Origin of the sequence: Burkholderia sp. ABCPW 14 (assembly GCF_001523835.1) — a bacterium.
Lineage (GTDB): Bacteria > Pseudomonadota > Gammaproteobacteria > Burkholderiales > Burkholderiaceae > Burkholderia > Burkholderia mayonis.
In genome coordinates this window covers 1-18,843 of record NZ_LOVS01000158.1, presented here as the reverse complement: position 1 = coordinate 18,843, position 18,843 = coordinate 1, and the positions used below count along the sequence as shown (strand labels likewise).

The following is an 18,843-nucleotide window of genomic DNA, read 5'->3' as shown; positions in this document are numbered from 1 at the left end:
CCTGGTGTCCCCGGGGGCTTTGTTCGTCAAACGTAGGAGCACAGCAGCACATCATGAATAGTCAGTCGGGCGCGGCGGTGGCAGGCGCGCCGTCCTATCGGCATCAGACGGGCGCCGACGAGCGCGCCGAAAACTTTGTCCAGATCATCGACGTCGTCAAGAAGTTCGACGAGACCTTCGCGGTGCGCAACGTCGATCTGACCGTATGCAAGGGCGAACTGTTCGCGCTCCTCGGCAGCTCCGGGTGCGGCAAGTCCACGTTGCTGCGGATGCTCGCCGGCCTCGAGACGATCACGTCGGGCAAGATCCTGATCGACGGCGAGGACCTCGCGCAGATGCCGCCGTACAAGCGGCCCGTGAACATGATGTTCCAGTCGTACGCGCTGTTTCCGCACATGACGGTCGAAGCGAACGTCGCGTTCGGCCTGAAGCAGGAAGGCGTGCCGAAGGCCGAACTGAAGGAGCGCGTGCGCGACGCGCTCGAACTCGTGCAGATGGCGCGCTACGCGAGCCGCAAGCCGCATCAGCTCTCGGGCGGCCAGCAGCAGCGGGTCGCGCTCGCGCGCTCGCTCGTCAAGCGGCCGAAGCTGCTGCTGCTCGACGAGCCGATGTCCGCGCTCGACAAGCAGATCCGCCAGCGCACGCAGATCGAGCTCGTCAACATCCTCGACAAGGTTGGCGTCACCTGCATCATGGTCACGCACGACCAGGAAGAGGCGATGACGATGGCGAGCCGGCTCGCCGTGATGAGCGAAGGCCAGATCGTGCAGATCGGCACGCCGCACGAAGTCTACGAATATCCGAACTGCCGCTTCTCGGCCGAGTTCATCGGCTCGACGAACCTGTTCGAAGGCACGACTGTCGAGGACGAGCCCGATCACGTGTTCATCGAGTCGCCGGACCTGCCGTGTCGCCTTTACGTGAACCACGGGATCACGGGCCCGCTCGGCATGCCGGTCACGGTGTCGGTGCGTCCGGAGCGGATCGCGCTCACGCGCAAGCCCGCCGACGGCGCGTACAACTGGGGGCGCGGCGTCGTCACGAACGTCGCGTACATGGGCGGCTACTCGCTGTATCACGTGAAGCTCGATTCCGGGAAGACCGTGATCGCGAACGTGTCGAGCCTCGCGATCGCCGAGCTCGACTCGCCCGGCTGGGGCGATGAGATCTACGTGCGCTGGAGCGCCGCGGCGGGCGTGGTGCTGACGTCATGAACGCGCTTTCGTCCCTGCTCGCGTGGCCGGTGAAGCGGTTCGGCCTCACCGGGCGCACGGCCGTGATCGCGGGCCCGTTCTTCTGGCTCGTGCTGTTCTTTCTCGTGCCGTTCATCCTCGTCGTCAAGATCAGCTTCGCGGAGCTTCGGCTCGGCATTCCGCCGTACACGGAGCTCACGTCGCTCGCGGAAGGCGTGCTGCACGTCACGCTGAACCTGCAGCACTACGCGTTCCTCTTCAGCGACAGCCTGTACTTCGCGACCTACGTGAATTCGGTCGTCGTCGCGGCGGTCACGACGCTCTTGTGCCTGCTGCTCGGCTATCCGATGGCGTACTACATCGCGCGCTCGAACCCGGGCACGCGCAACATGCTGATGATGGCGGTGATGCTGCCGTTCTGGACGTCGTTCCTGATCCGCGTGTACGCATGGATCGGCATCCTGAAGAACAACGGGCTGCTCAACAACTTCCTGATATGGACGGGCCTCATCAGCACGCCGATCGAACTGTACCGGACGAATATCGGCGTCTACATCGGGATGGTCTATTCGTACCTGCCGTTCCTCGTGATGCCGCTCTACGCGCACCTCGTGAAGATGGACCTGCGCCTGCTCGAAGCCGCGTACGACCTAGGCGCGAAGCCGTGGAAGGCATTCGTGCAGATCACGCTGCCGCTGTCGAAGAACGGGATCATCGCGGGTTGTCTTCTCGTGTTCATTCCGGCCGTCGGCGAGTACGTGATTCCCGAGCTGCTCGGCGGCGCGAACACGCTGATGATCGGCCGCGTCATGTGGAACGAGTTTTTCAACAACGCGGACTGGCCGATGGCCTCGGCCGTGACCTGCGCGATGGTGCTGCTGCTCCTCGTGCCGATGGCGATGTTCCAGCACTTCCAGGCGAAGGAGCAGGAGGGCCGCCGTCGATGAAGCCGAATCGCTTTCTGCAGGTGTTGATGCTCGCGATCGGCTTCGGATTCCTGTATATCCCGATCGCGAGCCTTGTCGTCTACTCGTTCAACGAGTCGAAGCTCGTCACCGTCTGGTCCGGTTTCTCGACGCGCTGGTATACGGCGCTCATCGAGGACGACGAGCTGATCTCGGCCGCGTGGCTGTCGCTGAAGATCGCGGTGATGACCGCGTTCGCGTCGGTGTTCATCGGCACGTGGGCGGGCTTCGTGCTCGCGCGGATGGGCCGCTTTCGCGGCTTCGCGCTCTACAGCGGGATGATCAACGCGCCGCTCGTGATTCCCGAGGTGATCCAGGGCATCTCGCTGCTGCTGCTGTTCATCGAGCTCGGCAAGTGGTTCGGATGGCCCGCCGGCCGCGGGATGTTCACGATCTGGCTCGGCCACGTGATGCTGTGCATCTCGTATGTCGCGATCATCGTGCAGTCGCGCGTGCGCGAACTGAACCCGTCGCTCGAGGAAGCCGCGCTCGACCTCGGCGCGACGCCGTTCAAGGTGTTCTTCTCGATCACGCTGCCGCTGATCTCGCAGGCGCTCGTGTCGGGCTGGCTGCTGTCGTTCACGCTGTCGATCGACGACCTGGTGTTGTCCGCGTTCCTGTCCGGGCCCGGCTCGACGACGCTGCCGCTCGTTGTGTTCTCGCGCGTGCGTCTCGGCCTCAATCCCGAAATGAACGCGCTCGCGACCCTCTTCATCGTCGCGGTGACGATCGGCGTCGTGGCCGCGAACTACGTGATGCTGCGTCAGGAGCGACGGCGGATGGCGGAGGCCGTTTGACGCGGCGGCGGGCCGGCCGCGCGCAGATCGGCGGGTAGCCCGGTGGCCGGGATGTCGGCCGTTCGTCAGCCTGAGCGAAGTCCCGGAAAATGCCCGCGTTTGAGCTGCACCCCAAAAGTTGGACGCCGATCCAACCTTTGGGGTTTCATGGCGAAGCATGACGAGCAGTTTCGGCTGCGGGCAGTTCACGCATATCTGGAAGGGGACGCGAGCACGCGAACGCCGGCCGCGCGTCAGACGCCGAGCGCCGCCTTCCCGAGCAGCCCGACCCCGACGCACGCGAGCGCGACGGCGAAGCCCGTCTGCACGTGCCGCGCGGACAGGAAGCGCGACACCCAGCGCCCGGCCGCCATCCCGAGCGCGGTTGTCACGGCGAACCACAGCGTGACGTCGAGCGGCGCCGGCGTGCCGCTTATCATCGTCGCGATCACGCCGCCCGTGCCGACGAGCGCGATCACCATCAGCGACGTCGCGACGACCCCGTGCATCGTCACGTTCGTGAACTTGCGCAGCATCGGCACGATCACGAAGCCGCCGCCGACGCCGAGGAGGCCCGTCATCAGCCCCGTCAGCGCGCCCGTCGATGCTAGCGCGATGCCGGCCGGCCACGACCAGACGAGGCGTCCGGTGGCGGGATCGATGCGGCCGACGCAAAGCGGCGAGCGGTGCGGCGCTCCCGCCGCATGTGCGAGCGCCTGGCGCAGCAGGCGCACCGCGACGATCAGCATCACGAGCGCGAAGAGGGCGAGCAGCACGCGCTGCGGCAGCACGTGCGCGAGCCGTACGCCGAGCGTCGTCAGCGGCACGCCGGCCGCGGCCATCAGCAGCGCCGCGCGATAGCGGACGAGTCCGCGCCGGAAGCCCTCGAGCGCGCCGAGCGCCGCGCTGCCCGCGACCGCGACGAGCGCCACGGGCGTCGCCTGCTGCATCGGCCAGCCCATCCCGACGACGAGCGCGGGGACGGCGAGAATGCCGCCGCCCGCGCCCGTCAAACCCAGCACCGCACCGACGATGCCGCCAAGCACCAGAGAAATCAGCATGCTTCGTTGTTTCGGACGTTGTCAGCGAGGGGCGGCGATCAGCCGACGATCTCGGGTTTCGCGAGCCATTCGCGGCCCTTGAGCATCGCCTGCCAGTAGAGCGGCGGCAGCAGCCGCTCCTTGAGCAGCCACGCGAGCCGCGACGGGCGCTTGCCGTCGATGAGCCACGCAGGGAAGGTCGGCGCGACCTTGCCGCCGTACAGGAATTCGGCGAGCACGATCTTGCCGCGCTCGACGGTCAGCGGGCATGAGCCGTAGCCGTCGTACGCTGCCTCGCCGTGCGCGCGGCCGAGCGCGGCGAGCACGTTGTGCGCGACGACGGGCGCCTGCTTGCGCGCGGCGGCCGCGGTCTTCGCGTTCGTCGTGTTCGTCACGTCGCCGAGCGCGAACACGTCCGGGTGGCGCTTGTGCCTGAGTGTCGCCGGATCGACGTCGACCCAGCCGGCCGCGTCGGCGAGCGGGCTCGCGCGGACGAAGTCGGGCGCCTTCTGCGGCGGCACGACGTGAATCATGTCGAATTCGCGCGTGATCATCTCGACGCCGCCTTCCGGCAGCGTGCGTGCGAACGTCGCGCGCTTGCCCGCTCCGTCGATCGCCGTCAGGTTGTGGCCGAAGTTCAGCGCGATGTCGTAACGCTTCACGTATTCCATCAGCGCGGGCACGTAGTCGGCGACGCCGAAGAGCGTCGCGCCCGCGTTGAAGAACTCGATGTCGACGTTGTCGAGGCGGTTCGTGCGCCGCCAGTGGTCGGCCGACAGATACATCGCCTTTTGCGGCGCGCCCGCGCACTTGATCGGCAGCGGCGGCTGCGTGAAGAACGCGCGGCGGCCGCCGAACGCGCGCACGAGCTGCCACGTGTACGGCGCGAGATCGTAGCGATAGTTCGACGTGACGCCGTTCTTGCCGAGCGTCTCGGGCAGGCCGTCGATCGCGTGCCAGTCGAGCTTCAAGCCCGGACAGACGACGAGCTGCCTGTAGCGGACGAGCCGGCAGCCGTCGAGCACGACCGTATGCGTATCGGGCTCGAACGCGGCGACGGCGGCCTTGATCCAGTGCACGCCGCGCGGCAGCACGGCGGCCATCCGGCGGGCGGTCGTCTGCGGCTGGAACACGCCCGCGCCGACCATCGTCCAGCCGGGCTGGTAGTAATGGGCGTCGGCCGGATCGATCACGCCGATGTCGAGCGAGCGGTCGCGCGCGAGCAGGCTCGACGCGACCGCGAGCCCCGCCGCGCCGGCGCCGACGATCACGATGTCGTGGCTCGCCTCGATGGTCTGCGCCGTCGCGCTCTGGCCGCGCTGCATGATGCGGCGCCCGAGCGCGGCGAGATCGTAGCCGGCCGCGCGGCCCGCGGCGACGATGTCGTTCAGCGGCCGAAGCCTCGCTTGCGACAGCCCCCACAGCGTCGCCGAGCGCATTCCGGTGCGGCAGTACGCGAGTACGGGCGCCGGAAGCGTTCCGAGCAGCGCGCCGAACTGTTCGCCCTGCGCGTCGGTGACCTTGCCCGAGTCGACGGGCAGGTAGCGGACCGCGATGCCGAACGGCTGCGCGGCGGCCTCGATCTCGGCGACGGTCGGCTGATCCGGGCCTTCGCCGTCCGGCCGGTTGCAGACGATCGAGCGAAAGCCCGCCTGCGCGAGTGCCGGCAGATCGGCGGCGACGATTTGGGGGGAGACCGACAGCGTATCGGTCAACGTGCGGATATCCATGGTTTGCGTGTGCGTGTCGTGAGTCGTGTCGTCGCTGGGGAGGCGGGCCGGATCAGAGCGCGTCGAGCGGGATCTTCAGGTAGCGCATGCCGTTGTCCTCGGGCTCCGGCAGGCGCCCGGCGCGCATGTTGACCTGCACCGAAGGCAGCATCAGCACCGGCATGTCGAGCGTCGCGTCGCGCGCGGTGCGCATCGCGACGAAGTCGTCTTCGGTGACGCCGTCCCGGATGTGGACGTTCTCGCGCAGTTCGTCGGCGACGGTGCTCGCGTACTGCATCGCGCGGCCGTTCGGCTGGTAGTCGTGGCACATGAAGAGGCGTGTGTCGGGCGGCAGGCTCAGCACCTTGCGGATCGACCGGTACAGCGTGCGCGCGTCGCCGCCGGGGAAATCGCAGCGCGCGGTGCCGTAGTCCGGCATGAACAGCGTATCGCCGACGAACGCGGCCGCCTCGTGCGCCGCGTGCCCGTCGGTGACGACGTAGGTCATGCATGCGGGCGTGTGGCCCGGCGTATGCAGCGCGCGGATCGACAGCGAACCGAGCGCGAGCGTGTCGCCGTCGTCGAGGAGCCGATCGAACTGGCTGCCGTCGCGCGCGAACGCGGGCCCCGCATTGAACAGCGCGCCGAATACGTCCTGTACGCGCGTCACGTGGCGGCCGATCGCGATCTCGCCGCCGACATGCGATTTCAGGTAGGGCGCGGCCGACAGGTGGTCGGCGTGCACGTGCGTCTCGAGCAGCCAGCGCACGCGCGCGCCGAGGGCGTTCACGCGCGCGATCAGCTGGCCCGCGCTCGCGGTGCGCGTGCGGCCGGATTTCGGGTCGTAGTCGAGCACGCTGTCGATCAGCGCGCATTCGCCGCTGCCGCCGTCGAGCAGCAGGTAGCTGAGGGTGTACGTCGCCGGGTCGAAAAAGCCTTCGACGGTCATCGTGGACGCTGTTGTCACGAAGTTCCTCCTGGGTCCGATTCATCGATATGGCGATCGATTGAACAAGAACCGTGCCAAGCAGACAGCATCGCCGATCGCCGGGTGCAGGGACTTGATTCATATCGTGTTTTTGCGTCGACATCGCGCGGCGCGCGACGCAGCCGAGGCGGTTTTCGCGCAGGTTCGCTGCCACGATTGGCAGTCCGATGGCAGAATTGGCAGTCGACGCGGCCGCGGGCCGCGCAGCCGGAGCCCAACCATGGATCAGCGCGACGTCATCCCGATCGTCCCCGTTTCGCCGCCCGACGTGGGCGCGCTCGTCTCGTACCTCGAGCAGGACCCGCAGCCGATGATCGTGCTCGACCCGTCCTACCGGATTCTCGCCGCGAACACTGCGTACCAGCGGCAGTTCGGCATCGCCGGCGAAGCGCACGTCGGGCGGCGCTGCCATCAGGTCTCGCATCACTACGACGTGCCGTGCGACCAGGCGGGCGAGCATTGCCCGATGAAGCAGGCGACCGAATCGCGCAGCCTCAACCGCGTGCTGCACATCCATCACACGCCGCGCGGGCCGGAGCACGTCGACGTCGAGCTGCGGCCGATCTTCGATGCGCAAGGCGAGGTGATCGCATACGTCGAGCGTCTGACGACCGTGCGCAGCGCGTCGGCGAAGCCGAGCGGCGAAGGGCTCGTCGGCGGCTCGGATGCGTTCAACGCGGCGTTGTCCGCGCTGCAGCGCGTCGCGCCGTCGATGCTGCCCGTGCTGCTGCTCGGCGAATCGGGCACCGGCAAGGAACTGTTCGCCCGCGCGCTGCACGAGGCGAGCGCGCGCGCGATGGGGCCGTTCGTCGTCGTCGATTGCTCGGGAATCGCCGAGACGCTGTTCGAAAGCGAGCTGTTCGGCTACGAGAAGGGCGCGTTCACCGGCGCGACTGCGCGCAAGCCGGGCCTCGTCGAAACCGCGCAGGGCGGCACGCTGTTCCTCGACGAGATCGGCGACGTGCCGCCGCCGATGCAGGTGAAGCTGCTGCGGCTCATCGAATCGGGGACGTTCCGGCGGGTGGGCGGCGTCGAGGTGCTGCGCGCGGATTTCCGGCTCGTCGCGGCGACCCACAAGCCGCTCAAGGAGATGATCGGCGACGGCCGGTTCCGGCAGGATCTGTACTACCGGATCAGCGCGTATCCGATCCATCTGCCGGCCGTGCGCGAGCGGCCGGGCGACATGCCGCTCCTCGTCGATTCGATCCTGCGCCGGATCGCGACGCAAGGGCCCGTCGCCGGGCAGCGCTTCGCGGTCGCGCCGGATGCGCTCGCGCGGCTCGAAGCGTACGCGTGGCCAGGCAACATCCGCGAGCTGCGCAACGTGCTCGACCGCGCGTGCCTGTTTGCGGACGACGGCGTGATCCGCGTCGAGCATCTGCCCGACGAAGTCGCGCACGCGGGCGGCGCGCCGGGGCGGCCCGATCTGTCGGCGAAGCTGTCCGACGACGAGCTCGTGCGCATCGCGCGTGCGTTCGACGGCACGCGGCGCTCGCTCGCCGGGCACGTCGGGATGAGCGAGCGCACGCTGTACCGGCGGCTGCGCGCGCTCGGGATCGCGACGCGGGACGCGTGAATCGGTCGGGCGGCGAGCCGGCATGGCGGCTCGCGTCGGGCACGTGCCGATTGCGCGACACTTTCCGGCGAGGTTCGGACGCGTATCGTTAGATGCACGTTTTGCGACAAATAATCAAATTTATAAGATCATTAATTATTGTTTTACGATAAAAATAGACCTATAATCCGCAGCTTGATCTCATTCGTCGAGGCATTTCCATGCACTCCGATCGCATCGCCCGTCTCAGCCAACGGATGGCTACCGTCACGCTCTGGTTCATCGCGGCGATGATGCTGCTCAACGCCGCGTGCTGGGCCTACCCGTCGTTGAACGCAGTCAAGTCCGGCGCGGGCCTCGGGTTCGGTCTCACCGATTCGCTGATCTCCGGGCTCGGCGTCGACGTCGCCGCGTTTCCGTGGTGGCAGAAGGCGGGCGGCATCGTGCTGTCGAGCGTGCCGCTCTTCGCGCTCGCGAGCGGCTTGCGCCATCTGCGTCAGCTGTTTCGGACCTACGCCCGCCGCGATTACTTCTCGGCCGAAGCCGCCCGCCATCTCGGCAAGATGGGGCGTGCGGTCGGCATCTGGGTCGTGCTGAGCGTACTGTGCGAGCCGCTCCTGAGCGTGTGGGCGACGATGCGCGAGCCCGTCGGGCACCGCGTCGTCACGCTGAGCTTCGGCTTGCCCTACGTTGTCGCGCTGTTTACGGCCGCCTGCGTCGCGGTCATCGCGCATATCCTGCGGCAGGCGAGCGAGCTCGACGCCGAGCACCGGCAATTCGTCTGAGGCGCGCGCCATGCCGATCATCGTCAAGCTCGACGTGATGCTCGCGATCCGCAAGGTGCGCTCGAAGGATCTCGCCGCGGCCGTCGGCATCACCGAGCAGAATCTGTCGCTCCTCAAGCAAGGGAAGGTCAAGGGCATCCGCTTCGCGACGCTCGAGGCGATCTGCCGCCATCTCGATTGCCAGCCCGGCGATCTGCTGGAATTCAGCGACGCGCCCGGCTCCGATGCGGGTTGAGGCGGCAGGCTGGCGGCGGTGACCGGCGTGATGCGCGCAGGTGGCGCAGATGGCGCGGGGGCCGTCGGTGCTGGGCGGCATCGGCGGCGGTATCGCCAATTGGGGGGCGGCGTGCTCGCGCTCGCGATCGCGACGTCGATTCACGTGCTGGCCTGGCTTGCGCTCGAACGCCGGCCGCCGTCGGCGGCGCACGCATCGACAATCGATGTGCCGGAGCCGGGAAGGCGAGCGTTGATCGTCAGGCTGATCCCGAGGTTGCCGCCGCCGTTGCCGTCGCTTTCGGCGCGGCGCGCGCCTGCGCACGCCGCATCGATGCGCGGCACGCGGGCGGCCGCGCGTGACGGCGTTTATTCGCAGCCGCGTCGCGGCGCCGGCGATACGCGGCGCGAACCGGTGCGAGCGGGCGCCGAGGCGAACGACGCGCAACGAAAGCCGGCCCGGACGCCGAGCGCACCGGCTCCCGGCGCCGACTGGCGGGCGGATCTGGACTCGGTCGGATCGTTCCGGTCGATCGGGCGAGGATCGGCGGATGCGGCGGTTGAAGCGACGGGGGCGTCGTCCGGCCTCGCGCTGCCACGGAAAGCGACGGCGGCGTCGACCCTTGCGCGCGAGATGTCGAAAGCGAGCCGTGCCGATTGCCGGAACGCGTATTCGGGCATGGGCCTGCTCGCGATTCCGGCGCTCGCGATCGACGCCGTCAGGGATGACGGCTGCAAGTGGTGACGCGGTCGATTGTCGGGCGATGAGCGCCGCTTCGGCTCGATGCGGCGAATCGCGGGACGAACCGGCGAATGAACCGGCGAACAAATCGCCGCGATCGGCCTGGGCCATATGCGCCGACGTGCTGCCCGCCTGCGTCGCGCGTCCGCATTTCGGACCCGGCCGGGCGACCAGGTCAAGCGCCTCGTTCCGCGGCGATCAACCGACGATCTCCGGCTGCGCGAGCCACTCCCGCCCCTTGAGCATCGCCTGCCAGTAAAGCGGCGGCAACAGCCGTTCCTTCAGCAGCCACGCGAGCCGCGACGGCTGCGTGCCGTCGATGAGCCATGCGGGAAACGTCGGCGCGAGCCTGCCCCCGTAGCGGAACTCGGCGAGCACGATCTTGCCGCGCTCGACGGTCAGCGGGCATGCACCGTAGCCGTCGTACGTCGCCTCGCCGTGCGCGCCGCCGAGCGCGGCGAGCACGTTGTGCGCGACGACGGGCGCCTGCTTGCGCGCGGCGGCCGCGGTCTTCGCATTCGGCGTGTTCGCGGCGTCGCCGAGCGCGTAGATGTTCGGATATGCGCGATGACGCAGCGTCGCGGGATCGACGTCGATCCAGCCGGCGACATCGGCGAGCGGACTCGCGCGGACAAAATCGGGCGCCTTCTGCGGCGGCACGACATGGATCATGTCGAATGCGCGCGTGACGATCTCGGTCGAGCCGTCGTCGCGCGTGCGCAGGAACGCCGCACGCTTGCCCAGGCCGTCGATCGCGATCAGGTTGTGGCTGAAGTTCAGCGCGATGTCGTAGCGCTTCACGTATTCCATCAGCGCGGGCACGTAGGCCGGCACGCTGAAGAGCGTCGGCGAGGCCGAGTAGAACGCGACATCGACGTTGTCGAGCCGCCTCGTGCGCTGCCAATGGTCGGCCGACAGATACATCGCCTTTTGCGGCGCGCCCGCGCACTTGATCGGCAGCGGCGGCTGCGTGAAGAGCGCGCGGCGGCCGCCGAATTCGCGCACGAGCTGCCACGTGTAAGGCGCGAGATCGTAGCGATAGTTCGACGTGACGCCGTTCTTGCCGAGCGTCTCGGGCAGGCCGTCGATCGCGTGCCAGTCGAGCTTCAAGCCCGGGCAGACGACGAGCTGCTTGTAGCGCACGACGCGGCACGCTTCGAGCAGCACGGCGTCGTTCAACGGCTCGAACGCGGCGACGCCGGCCTTGATCCAGTGCACGCCGCGCGGCAGCACGGCGGCCATCTGCCGGGCAGTGGCCTGCGGCTGGAATACGCCCGCGCCGACCATCGTCCAGCCGGGCTGGTAGTAATGGGCGTCGGCCGGATCGATCACCGCGACATCGAGCGTCGGATCGCGCGCGAGCAGGCTCGACGCGACCGCGAGGCCCGCCGCGCCGGCGCCGACAATCACGACGTCGTGGCTCGCGATGGCCGCGTCCGACGCCGTCCGGCCGCGTTGCGCGATGCGGCGCGCGACGCCCGACAGATCGTAGCCGGCCGCTTCGCCCGCGGCGACGATGTCCCGCAGCGGTCGGGCGCCCGCCTGCGACAGCGCCCAGAGCGTCGCCGAGCGGATGCCGGTGCGGCAGTACGCGAGCACCGGCGTGTCGAGCGTCGCGACGAGCGCGCGGAACGCGGCGCCTTGCTCGTCGTCGATGTTGCCGGCTTCGACGGGCAGGTAATGAACCGCGATGCCGACGCGCGCCGCCGCCGCGGCGATTTCGGCGAAGGTCGGCTGGTCCGCGCTTTCGCCGTCCGCCTGGTTGCACACGAGCGTCCGGAAGCCCGCGTCGCGGATCGCGGGCAGGTCCGCCGCGACGATCTGCGGCGATACCGACAACTCGGCCGCGAGCTTGTTGATCTTCATGGTCTTCTCCGTTTCTCCGCTTGACGCGAGGCGATGCGCGCGCGGATTGCGGCGAGCGCGATCGCAAGGTAGCGCACGCATGTCCTTCGCGTCGGGAAACTCGATCGCACCGTGCTGGTCGCGAGATCGGAGATGCTTGCGTGGGGCCTTCGGACTCAGTGGCGGACGTCGAAGATTCCCAAGTCAATCGTAACGAAGTGCAACCGTATTTTCTTGAAGTAGATCAAATTTGCGGGATGACGGCGCGTTAGGTCGCCGTGGCGCGCAGACTGCGGCATTGCAAAAACGGGGATCGAATTGCCGCCGCGGCGCTTGTCCCGCGTGTCCGCGGCGGCGGGTGCGCTGCCTCGAAGGCGCGCCGTATGGCAGCGACGTGTTTCGATCCTGGGGCGCGAGCGCGGCGGTTCGGCGCATTCGGCCGAGCGCGGCGCATCACACGCGAGAACCCGCGCGTCGAACGCCGTCGCGTCACGCACCGCCATCGCGGCTCGTCACGGGGTTCCGTCGCCTTTATACGGCGTCGATTCGCGTGAAATCGACGAGTTTGCCGCCGTCTCCGGTCGTCGCATCGAACTGGTCGGCGTACCAGCGGCTGCGAAAGTCGCCGCTCTGGCCGGGCAGCAGCGTGGTTCGGCTGAAGCTCGACGATGCATCGAACGATGCCGCCATGCTCCACACGGCGCCCTGGATCACGCTCGGGCTGCCGGCGTTGAGCGAGACGGTCATTTCGCTGCCTTGCCGCTCGACGGCCGGGATGTTCGTCCAGCGGCGCAGCGGTCCGAGCGCGGCCGACAGAAGGTGCGTGAAGCCGAGCCGATGGTGCCGGCCCCATGTCGGCCGATCGCCGGCCGCGCGCAGCGATTCGAGCGCGTCGCCGAACGCGGCGGCGACGGTCGACGCAAAGACCGCGGGAGCCGGGATCCATGGGGACGGTTCGCCGCGCAACGCGCGCGACACGAGGTGCGTCGTCGCCGCCGCGCCGTTCTCGAAATAGGCGCGAAACGGCTGAAATTCGGGCCCGTAGATCGCCGTCGCCAGCGCCTTGAAGAAGCGATGCCAGACGAGCGCGGCGGGCGACGCACGTTCGTCGCGACAATCCCACTCGCGAAGCAGCGCAACGGCGTGCGCGACGTGCTCGCCCGCTTGCGCGTCGAGGAGCGGCAGCAGCATCGGCAGCAGCTGCCGGGCATGGAGATTGGTCGTGTCGCCGAGGACGGCTTCCATGTCGTCGACGGTCCACGTCGACTTCGCCTTCAGCAGCGTGTCCACGCGCCATGCGCGGAAGCTCGGGTTCCAGAGCAGTGCGAGCGGAACGTCGTCGCGCTCGTCGGCGATCGGATTGTTGCAGTTGACGATGACGCCGCTCGGCGGATTGAGCAACTCGGGAAGCGCATCGAATTCGATGAAGCCGTCCCAATCGTTCGGCGCGAGCGTGTGCTTCAATCCGGCGCGGCGGCGCGGCACGCGTCCGACCGTCTTGAAGCCGATGTCGCCGCTGCGCGACGCGAACATGAAATTCAGCGACAGGCTCTGAATGTCGGCCAATGCACGCCGGAAACCCGGCCAGTCGCGCGCCTTCGTGAGCCCGAACAGGCCGCGCACGTCGGGGGCGGCGAGCAGTCCGCTCCATGCGAGCACGACGTGCCGGCGCGCGTCGCGTTCGTTCTCGTGGCGGCAAAACGCATCGACGCTCGGTCCGAGACGCGTGAAATGCGTCGTCAAGGCAACCGCGTCGCCGCCGCGCACGCGGATCTCGTCGCGGTGTACGCCGGGCTCGAATGCCGGGTACAGTTCGGCGTTCGCCGACGGCTCGACGAGCAGCAGGTCCTGCACGTCGAGCTGCGAGTTCGTGATGCCCCATGCGACGTCGGCGTTGTGTCCGGAGATGAGGCCGGGCAGGCCGGGCACGTTGACGCCGGACGCGTCGAACCGGTTGTCCGGATCGGTACAGCGCAGCCGCGCCTGGTGAAAGATCGCGGGCAGCATGAAGGGCAGATGCGGATCGTTGCACAGGATCGGATAGCCGCTGCGCGTGTGCTTGCCGCCGACCACCCACGCGTTCGATCCCGTCGCGCTCGCCTGTCCGAGCACGGGCAGCAGTCCGCTCAGATCGATCGTCTGCCCGAACGCGCGGATCGGCACGTCGATCGCATCGCGCGCGAGCGCGGCGCCTGTCAGTGTGGCGTAGTCATGCGTCGTGGCCCGGGCGCCTAGCGCGTCGACCGCGTCGGCGGAGAACGCGCGGCCGAGTTCGTGCATGAGCGTCTTGTATTTCGCGTTCATGCCGAGTTGTAGCGCCATCAGCTTCAAGACCGCGAACGTGTCGGCCGGTTGCCACGGCTCGGGCGAGTAGCCGAGCAGGTCGAATTCGACCGGGCGGCGGACAGGGTCACGCACGAGTTGCGCGATGGCGGCGTTCACGCCGTCGCTGAAAGCCGAGAGACGCGTGTTGTCTTCGGTCCCGACGAGCCGCACCGATGCGGCCGCGTAGTGATCGAGCCGCAGCGTGCGGTGATAACGGTCGAGCGAGAGCGCGGGCGCGCCCAGGATCTCCGCGAGACGTCCTGCCGCCTCGCGGCGCAGGATGTCCATCTGCCAAAGGCGATCGATCGCCATCGCATAGCCTTGCCCGAAATAGACGGCGGGCTCCGAGCGCGCCGTGATGCACGGCGCGCCCGACGCGCCGCGCTCGATCGACACGCGATCGTCGCGGTACGCGAGTTCGAGGCGCTTGCGCTCGGCTCGCCGGTAGAACGGCCGCCGAGCATGGGCCGATGCGAAGCACAGCGCCGCGCGGAGGGTTCTGCTGACGTTCATGATCGACATCGGTTGTGAGCGGACGAGGGCGCGGGTATTCGCTTGCGGTCGAGATGCGCCGGCAGGCGAAGCCCGTCAGCGGTTTTGAACTTCGAGCCGTCCGTCCGGGGCAGGCTTGATCTGCGAGCCGACGACGAACGCGAACAGGCTCAGCAGCGCGACAAAGCCCATGGCGTAGAACATCGCGGCGCCGCCGTAGTGCAGCAGTGCGAGGCCGCCGAGCCATGGGCCGAGCAGGTTGCCGACGTTGCTGAGCGAATGCGCGCCGTAATAGATGCCGCGCATCGGCTCGGGCGTGATGCTGTCGAGGACGGCGTATTCCGACGGGATCAGCAGCACTTCGCCCCACGTGAAGACGACCATCGACACGACGAGGGCGGTCATGTTCGGCGAATTCGCGAAGCCGGCCGCGCCGATCGCGAGCAGAATCGCGCCGAGCGTCAACGACGTGAACGGGCCGCGCCGTTCGCCGACGCGGTTCAGGAACGGCTGGCTCAAGACGACCGTGATCGCGTTCGTGCTCATCAGCCAGGCGAACATCTTGAGTCCGTCGTCGAACGCGCCGATCAGGTATTGCGAAAACGTGACCGACATTTCGCCGTGCACGGCGATCGCGAGCATGCTGCCCGCGGTGAAGAGAATGAGGCGCCGATCGGTGCCGATGATGCGCAGCTTCGCGGCGAGCGGAAGGTCGGACGCCGCCGCTTCATGCGGCGGGCGGCCGAACACGAGCCGGGCCGTGATCGCGTGGATCGCGATCGAGAACAACAGGTATACCGCCCCCGTGATGAGGAACACGGGCGATTTGTCGAGCAGGCCGAGCGACGCGCCGAGCAGCGGCCCGATCGCGAAACCGACGTTGATCGCCACGTAGCGTCGTGCAAACGCGCGAAGTCGCTGCTCGGGCGGAAGATTGTCGCTGATGGTTGCCTTCGAGACCGGTTCGTAGAACGAGCTCGCGAGATTGATGAAGAGGTTGACGACGAAGACTTGCCACGCGTTCGCCGCGAAATGAAGCGCGGCGAACGACAGACTCGATACGAGCAGACAGCCGATCAGCACCTTGCGCCGGCCGAGCACGTCGGACAGATGGCCGCCGAACAGGCCGCCGAACGTGCCGACGAGCGCGCCCGTGCCGAGCAGCAGGCCGATCGACGCCGCGTCGAGTCCCATCCGCTGGTGCAGATAGATGGCGAGAAACGGCAGGCTCATCGCGCGTGCCATCACGACGAAGCCGGTGCCTACGATCAGCAGCCAGACGAGGAGCGGGTGTCTTGCCTTTTCTTGACTCATGTATGTCTCATCGAGAACCGTTGAGGACCGGCCGTGCCGTGCCGAAGCGGCGCGCATCGCGCGATGCGCCGCATGAGCCGGCGCGCGAACGCGCATCGTCGCCGTGTCGCAGGCCGGTATTGTACTCAGCGTTTTTGTTGTTGCGTAAGCTTGGTGTCGGCAAGGCGTCAGCTTGTGCCCGACAGCACGTCGCGCACGATCGCGAGCGTGCTGTCGATGTCGTTCGCCGAATGGTGGTAGTGCGTCACCGCACGTATGTTGCCGTGGCCCAGTTCCGCCATTCGCACGCCGCGCGCCGCGAGCGCTTCGAGAAAATGCCGCTGGTCGATCGCCGCATGCTCGACCTTGAAGAACACCATGTTGGTTTGCACGTGCTCGTGTGCGAGTTCGATGCCGTCGATCGCGGCCAGGCCGTCGGCGAGCCGCCGCGCGTTCGCGTGATCGTCGGCGAGGCGCTCGACCATCGTGCGCAGCGCGACTTCCCCGGCGGCGGCGACGACGCCGATCTGGCGCATCCCGCCGCCGAGCAGCTTGCGCCAGCGGCGCACGCGCGCGATCGTGTCGCGGCCGGACACGACGATCGAACCCGCCGGCGCCGCGAGACTCTTCGATAGGCAGAATTGCAGCGTGTCGCCGTATGCGGCGATGCGCGTCACGTCGACGCCGAGCGCGATCGCGGCATTGAACACGCGCGCGCCGTCGATATGAAGCGGAAGGCGGTGTGCGTCGCAAAATGCGCGCAACGCGCGCAGATAGTCGAGCGACAGCGGCGCGCCCCCCGTTCGCACGTGAGGCGTTTCGATCGCAACGATGCCGGGCTTCGCGCACTGCGTGTCGTCGGCGTCGCGCAGCGCGTCGTGCAGCGCGTCGAGCGGGATTTCGCCGCGCGCGTTCGTCGCGAGCGGATGCAGGACGATGCCGCCGACGACGGACGGGCCGCCTGCCTCGTAGTTGTACAGATCGGAGTCGTCTCCGACGAACAGCTCCTTGCCGCGCTCGCACTGAGCAAGAATCGCGGTCAGATTGGCCATCGTGCCCGACGGCAGCCAGCAGGCGGCTTCCTTGCCGAGAAGGTCGGCCGCGTAGGCTTCGAGCCGGTTCGTGCTGGGGTCCTCGCCATAGACGTCGTCGCCGACCTCCGCCTCGTACATCGCGCGGCGCATCGCGGCCGTGGGCAGGGTGACGGTGTCGCTCAGGTAATCGAAATGGATGCGCGTGCGGCTCATGCTGGAATCAGCTCCTCGAGTTTGAGCGTGACGAGCCGCGCGATCGACTGAGCGTGCCGGCTCTTGACGATGGAGAAATGGTCCGCGTCGACTTCGGTGACGGCGATGTCGGGCAGGCGCGTGCGCCAGACGTCGGCCGAGCGGCGCGCGGCGGTCGCGGCGCCGTCCCGCGCGGCCAGGAAGTAGTCGGCGGGGCCTTGCCATGTCGACGACGGCCGGTAATCGGCGAGCCGGCGCAGGTTCGCCGCCGTGATGCGATAGCGTTCGGTCAGTTCGTCGAGCGTGATCGCGGCAGGCAGGCGGCCCGTGCGGCGGCCGTTCGTCCACAGGAACCGCAGCGCGTCGCTTTCCCCGTCGTGGACGAGATGCTGCCATTGCGCGAGTTCTTCGGCGTCGAAGCCGAGATCGAGCGCAAAGGTGGCGAGCGCCTGGCGGTCGAGCGTGTCGCCGCCGGGCGCGGGCAGGTGCGTGTCGATGAGCCCGAGCCAGCGCACCCTCACGCCGCGCTTCTCGAGTTCGCTCGCCATCTCGAAGCCGACCACGCCGCCGAACGACCAGCCGAGCAGGCAGACCTCGGTGTGCTTCGCGCGTTCGAGCCATGCGCGCACATAGAGCGCGGCGAGCCCTGCCGCGCTGCCCGTCGTTTCCGCGGCGACGATCTCGCGTGTCTGCTGGCAGCCCCAGACGACGCCCGGATAGCCGAGCGCGTTGACGAGGTCGCCATAGCAAAGCGACGAGCCGCCGATGGGCGGCACGAGCAGCAGCGGCGCCACGGTGACCGCGCCGTCGCGGAACCGCTCGACGGGCGGCTCGACGTCGTGCCCGGTACGGGCGGCGTCGATTTCGCGCGCGAGTTGCTCGATGCTCGGACTGCGAAACAGCATCGCGGCCGTCAGCGGAACGGCGAAGCGCTTGGACAGGCTATCGAGCAGCTTGAGCGCCGTCAGCGAATGGCCCCCCACTTCGAAGAAGTGATCGTGCCGGCCGACGGGCGAATAGTCGAGCAGCGTCTGCCAGACCGATGCGATTGCTGTTTCGGTCCGGCTTCGAGGCGGTTCGTATTCACGGGATGACTTGCGAGCGTCGTCCGGCATGGGGAGGCGCTTGCGGTCGAGCTTGCCGTTCGGGGTGAGAGGCAGCGCGGGCAGGAAGACGAACGCGGCGGGGATCATGTAGGCGGGGAGGAAGGCGGCGAGCGCGGCGCGCAGCGCGGGGGCGGAGGTGGCGTGCGCGTCGCGGGGGACGACATAGGCGACGAGTTGCGATTCGCCGGCATGGTCGAGCGCGACGACGGCGGCTTCGCGGACGCCGTCGCAGGCGCCGAGGCGGGCGTCGATTTCGCCGAGTTCGATCCGGAATCCGCGGATCTTGACCTGCTGATCGAGCCGGCCGAGGAATTCGAGGTGTCCGTCGGGCAGCCAGCGCACGAGGTCGCCGGTGCGGTAGAGGCGGCGCACGGAGGCGTCGTGAATGGGGTTGTCGACGAAGCGTTCGGCGGTGAGCTCGGGGCGGCCGAGATAGCCGCGGGCGAGTCCGGCGCCGCCGAGGTGGAGTTCGCCGGGGACGCCGACGGGCTGCAGTTGCGCGGAGGCGGACAGGACGAACGCCTGGGTGTTGGCGATCGGGACGCCGATGGTGGGGCGGCCGTTGGGAGTGCGCCGGGTGAAAGTCGAAT

Annotated in this window: 15 protein-coding genes; 6 read left to right on the top strand and 9 right to left on the bottom strand. The window is 68.3% G+C overall.

What is annotated here, in order from left to right; translation table 11 throughout:
• The first annotated feature begins 53 nt into the window (after nucleotides 1–53).
• From WS62_RS25570 to WS62_RS25560, 3 genes are read left to right on the top strand one after another with little or no spacing between them, the layout of a single operon-like run.
• On the top strand, nucleotides 54–1,214 hold the full coding sequence (locus WS62_RS25570; protein ID WP_066576844.1) for an ABC transporter ATP-binding protein: 1,161 nt from the start codon (nucleotides 54–56) through the stop codon (nucleotides 1,212–1,214).
• Nucleotides 1,211–2,140 carry an ABC transporter permease subunit gene (locus WS62_RS25565; protein WP_066576843.1) on the top strand — a complete coding sequence of 310 codons (930 nt, stop codon included), beginning with the start codon at nucleotides 1,211–1,213 and terminating at the stop codon, nucleotides 2,138–2,140. The genes WS62_RS25570 and WS62_RS25565 overlap by 4 nt, the downstream gene beginning before the upstream one ends.
• Nucleotides 2,137–2,955, top strand: coding sequence for an ABC transporter permease subunit (locus WS62_RS25560; protein ID WP_066576841.1), 819 nt, complete (start codon nucleotides 2,137–2,139; stop codon nucleotides 2,953–2,955). Before WS62_RS25565 ends, WS62_RS25560 begins: the two co-directional genes overlap by 4 nt.
• Nucleotides 2,956–3,188: 233 nt before the next feature.
• On the opposite strand, the gene WS62_RS25555 is transcribed toward WS62_RS25560, so the two are convergent.
• Genes WS62_RS25555 through WS62_RS25545 form a run of 3 tightly spaced genes read right to left on the bottom strand, consistent with a single transcriptional unit; the run spans nucleotide 3,189 to nucleotide 6,632 of the window.
• Nucleotides 3,189–3,995: a sulfite exporter TauE/SafE family protein gene (locus tag WS62_RS25555; protein ID WP_066576836.1), complete on the bottom strand. Its 807-nt coding sequence runs from the start codon at nucleotides 3,993–3,995 to the stop codon at nucleotides 3,189–3,191.
• 38 nt (nucleotides 3,996–4,033) lie between these two features.
• A complete protein-coding gene (locus tag WS62_RS25550; protein ID WP_066576835.1) occupies nucleotides 4,034–5,704 on the bottom strand; it encodes a bifunctional protein tyrosine phosphatase family protein/NAD(P)/FAD-dependent oxidoreductase in 1,671 nt (556 codons plus the stop codon).
• A gap of 52 nt (nucleotides 5,705–5,756) precedes the next feature.
• Nucleotides 5,757–6,632: an MBL fold metallo-hydrolase gene (locus WS62_RS25545; protein WP_066576832.1), complete on the bottom strand. Its 876-nt coding sequence runs from the start codon at nucleotides 6,630–6,632 to the stop codon at nucleotides 5,757–5,759.
• Nucleotides 6,633–6,891: 259 nt separating this feature from the next.
• Between WS62_RS25545 and WS62_RS25540 the strand changes: the two genes are divergently transcribed.
• The 3 genes from WS62_RS25540 (at nucleotide 6,892) to WS62_RS25530 (ending at nucleotide 9,246) form a co-directional block, all read left to right on the top strand.
• Nucleotides 6,892–8,247, top strand: a complete 1,356-nt coding sequence (locus WS62_RS25540; protein WP_066576828.1) for a sigma-54 interaction domain-containing protein — start codon at nucleotides 6,892–6,894, stop codon at nucleotides 8,245–8,247.
• A 200-nt stretch (nucleotides 8,248–8,447) separates the two neighbouring features.
• A complete protein-coding gene (locus WS62_RS25535) occupies nucleotides 8,448–9,011 on the top strand; it encodes a DUF2975 domain-containing protein (RefSeq protein ID WP_066576827.1) in 564 nt (187 codons plus the stop codon).
• A 10-nt stretch (nucleotides 9,012–9,021) separates the two neighbouring features.
• Entirely contained in the window at nucleotides 9,022–9,246 is a 225-nt protein-coding gene (locus WS62_RS25530; RefSeq protein WP_066576825.1) for a helix-turn-helix domain-containing protein, read from the top strand.
• 918 nt (nucleotides 9,247–10,164) lie between these two features.
• Here the strand turns inward: WS62_RS25530 and WS62_RS25520 are convergent.
• The 6 genes from WS62_RS25520 to WS62_RS25500 all read right to left on the bottom strand — a co-directional run.
• Nucleotides 10,165–11,832, bottom strand: a complete 1,668-nt coding sequence (locus WS62_RS25520) for a bifunctional protein tyrosine phosphatase family protein/NAD(P)/FAD-dependent oxidoreductase (protein ID WP_066576822.1) — start codon at nucleotides 11,830–11,832, stop codon at nucleotides 10,165–10,167.
• Nucleotides 11,833–11,987: 155 nt separating this feature from the next.
• Complete coding sequence (locus WS62_RS36940) at nucleotides 11,988–12,314, bottom strand: hypothetical protein (protein ID WP_156441135.1); 327 nt, start codon at nucleotides 12,312–12,314, stop codon at nucleotides 11,988–11,990.
• 28 nt (nucleotides 12,315–12,342) lie between these two features.
• Entirely contained in the window at nucleotides 12,343–14,649 is a 2,307-nt protein-coding gene (locus WS62_RS25515) for a penicillin acylase family protein (RefSeq protein ID WP_197422921.1), read from the bottom strand.
• Nucleotides 14,650–14,724: 75 nt separating this feature from the next.
• Nucleotides 14,725–15,942 (bottom strand): MDR family MFS transporter, encoded by a 1,218-nt coding sequence (locus WS62_RS25510; RefSeq protein WP_066576817.1) that lies wholly within the window; start codon nucleotides 15,940–15,942, stop codon nucleotides 14,725–14,727.
• Nucleotides 15,943–16,109: 167 nt separating this feature from the next.
• Complete coding sequence (locus tag WS62_RS25505) at nucleotides 16,110–17,168, bottom strand: GntG family PLP-dependent aldolase (protein ID WP_066576815.1); 1,059 nt, start codon at nucleotides 17,166–17,168, stop codon at nucleotides 16,110–16,112.
• On the bottom strand, nucleotides 17,165–18,843 hold a 1,679-nt coding region (locus tag WS62_RS25500), incomplete at its 5' end, for a thioesterase domain-containing protein (RefSeq protein ID WP_156441134.1). The genes WS62_RS25500 and WS62_RS25505, both read right to left, overlap by 4 nt.